The following is a 2,274-nucleotide window of genomic DNA, read 5'->3' on the forward strand; positions in this document are numbered from 1 at the left end:
CACCAATCCACGGTCCCCGTGGAAGCCCTCCACGCCAAGCTCGTGAACAGGCTCACAAGCACTAAGACCGACCGGCGTCGACCGCAGCACACCCAGCATGGCCCGCCACCAGACCCAGCCATAGCCCCACTTTCGCCCATCCAAAGCGGCGCCCGCAGGGCGCCCCGCCAAGCTCGTGACACGTGCGCCTGCGGCGCCCGTTCCTCGACCTGCGGGGCGGGCCCGCGCCGCGCGTTCCTGCTGCTCGGCTCACGGCGGCGCTGACGCGCCGATCGAGCGGAGCAGCGCAGCGACGGCCGTCTTCGCGTGCGCTTGCCGCTGCGTGGAGGAGAAGATGGCGTCGTCGCCCAGCAGCATCGCCGAGTTGAGCGGGGCGCCCATCACGAGCCAGTTGAAGTGCTCTGCCGCGGTGCCCGTCTCGTGCTGCGGCAACGTGCCGGCTTCGATCCAGGTCGCGAGACGCCGCTCGACGCCAGCGATGGCCCTCGCGGGCCCGTGCTCGAAGAGCGCCTTGCCGAGCTCGGGGAACCGGTTGGCCTCGCCGATCACCAGTCGTCGCAGGCGCAGGATCCGTGGTGTCAGCACCGCGTCCAGCATCTCGATCGCGAGTGCCGTGAGATTCACCGCGGGCTCGCCCGACGCATCCGCCGCCTCATGCCCGACCGGGTCGCCCGTGGTCGCGGTCATCGAGGTGACGAGATCGATGAATAGCGCCTCCTTGCTGCCGAAGTGCTTGTAGACGGTCTGCTTCGACGAGCCCGCGAGCCGAGCGACGTCATCCATGCTGGCTCCGACGAAGCCGTCGCGCAGGAACACCTGCTCCGCAGCGGCCAGGATGGCCGCGCGGATGCGCTCGGTGCGACCGGGTGGGGCCGTGGGCTCGGGCCGCCGTGCGGACGTTGACATACGTGAACTGTACCGTCTAGTTTGTGCCCAGGCGATCCGAGACTGAGCGGGTGCCAGAGGGGTCGACGATGACGACGACAGACAGCGCGATTGCGATCGAGGCGACGATTGTGCGCGACGAGCACAAGGGCGGATGGACGTACGTGGCGCTGCCCGGGTCGAAGGAGGCGTTCGGCACGGGCAAGGCGGTTCGCGTCGTGGGCACGGTCGACGACGTTCCCATCCAGGCGACGCTGCTCCCTTTGGGCGGTGGGACGCACATGCTGCCGCTGAAGCAAGCGATCGTGCGAACGCTCGGCAAGGGTGCCGGTGAGCGTGTCGCCGTGCTGCTCGCACCACACTCGGAGGGCACGCGATGACGGAGTATGCGCAGACGAGCGCTGGGGACCGCATTGGTTTCGATCGCTATGGCGACGGGCCCGGTGTCGTGTTCATCGCGGGCGCCGGGCCGTTCCGCGCGATGGATACCACGACGACAGAGACGGCCAAGGTCGCGGCGGAGCAGGGTGTGCAGACCCTGGTCTACGACCGGCTCGGTCGCGGCGACAGCCAGGCAGAGGGCGATCTGACGCTCGATCGAGAGTTCGCGGCGATCGCCGCGGCGATCGATGCGGTGGGTGGTTCCGCCGTGCTGGTCGGTCACTCGTCAGGGTGCTCCATCGCCCTCGCCGCCGCCGAGGCCGGGCTGGCGGTGACCGCGCTCGCGCTCTGGGAGGCTCCGATCGGGCAGTTCGACAGCGGCGGCGCGCAGTTCGAAGCCGACTTCCTCGCGCACCTCGACGTCGGCGACTTCGAGGCAGCGCAGAAGGAGTACATGCGCGACATGCCGCCAGAGTTCCTGGAGGGGGCGATGCAGGATCCCGCCTGGCCGCAGATCGTGGTGGGCAGTCGCAGCTACCGAGCCGACGCGCGCTCGCTCGCGTGGGCCGAGGAGGTGCCGGCGGCGGAGCGCTACGCCAGCATCGCCGTGCCGGTGCTCGTGATGGTGGGCGAGCAGACGTTCCCGGGCATGACGGAGAGCGCCGAAGCGATCGCCGCGGCCATCCCGAGCGCGACGATGCGCGTGATGCCCGGTGCGATGCACGACTGGGAGCCGGGGCCGATGGCGACGGCGATCGCGCAGCTGGCCGGAGCGGGAAGGTAAGGCCTGACGAAGGTTCCGTAGGTCTCGTAGGTCGAGGAGGTCGCGGCCCGGAGGGTCGCGACGGTCACGAGGCCGGTTGTCGATGGTGCGTTCCGGTCTCCTAGGAAAGTGACGTGAGCTATGCGGCTGCTGGTGTGAGGTCGACGTCGTAGCCGAGGCCGCGCAGGCTGCGGAGCGCGCGTCGTTTGATCTGGTCGGGGTTGCGGTGGTCGTAGTAGTCGACG

General features: G+C 69.6%; 3 protein-coding genes. 2 read left to right on the plus strand and 1 reads right to left on the minus strand.

The features are described 5' to 3' along the window. Positions 1-249: 249 nt before the first annotated feature. Positions 250-906 carry a TetR/AcrR family transcriptional regulator gene (locus tag ACJJVL_RS03555; RefSeq protein WP_405216939.1) on the minus strand — a complete coding sequence of 219 codons (657 nt, stop codon included), beginning with the start codon at positions 904-906 and terminating at the stop codon, positions 250-252. A 68-nt stretch (positions 907-974) separates the two neighbouring features. Between ACJJVL_RS03555 and ACJJVL_RS03560 the strand changes: the two genes are divergently transcribed. Both ACJJVL_RS03560 and ACJJVL_RS03565 read left to right on the plus strand, forming a co-directional pair. Continuing rightward, on the plus strand, positions 975-1,265 hold the full coding sequence (locus tag ACJJVL_RS03560; protein ID WP_405216940.1) for a DUF1905 domain-containing protein: 291 nt from the start codon (positions 975-977) through the stop codon (positions 1,263-1,265). Continuing rightward, the gene (locus tag ACJJVL_RS03565; RefSeq protein WP_405216941.1) at positions 1,262-2,050 is read left to right on the plus strand and encodes an alpha/beta hydrolase; all 789 of its coding nucleotides are present in this window, start codon (positions 1,262-1,264) and stop codon (positions 2,048-2,050) included. The genes ACJJVL_RS03560 and ACJJVL_RS03565 overlap by 4 nt, the downstream gene beginning before the upstream one ends. Positions 2,051-2,274: the final 224 nt, after the last annotated feature.

This window comes from Agrococcus sp. Ld7 (genome assembly GCF_045064095.1).
In the GTDB taxonomy this organism is placed as follows: domain Bacteria; phylum Actinomycetota; class Actinomycetes; order Actinomycetales; family Microbacteriaceae; genus Agrococcus.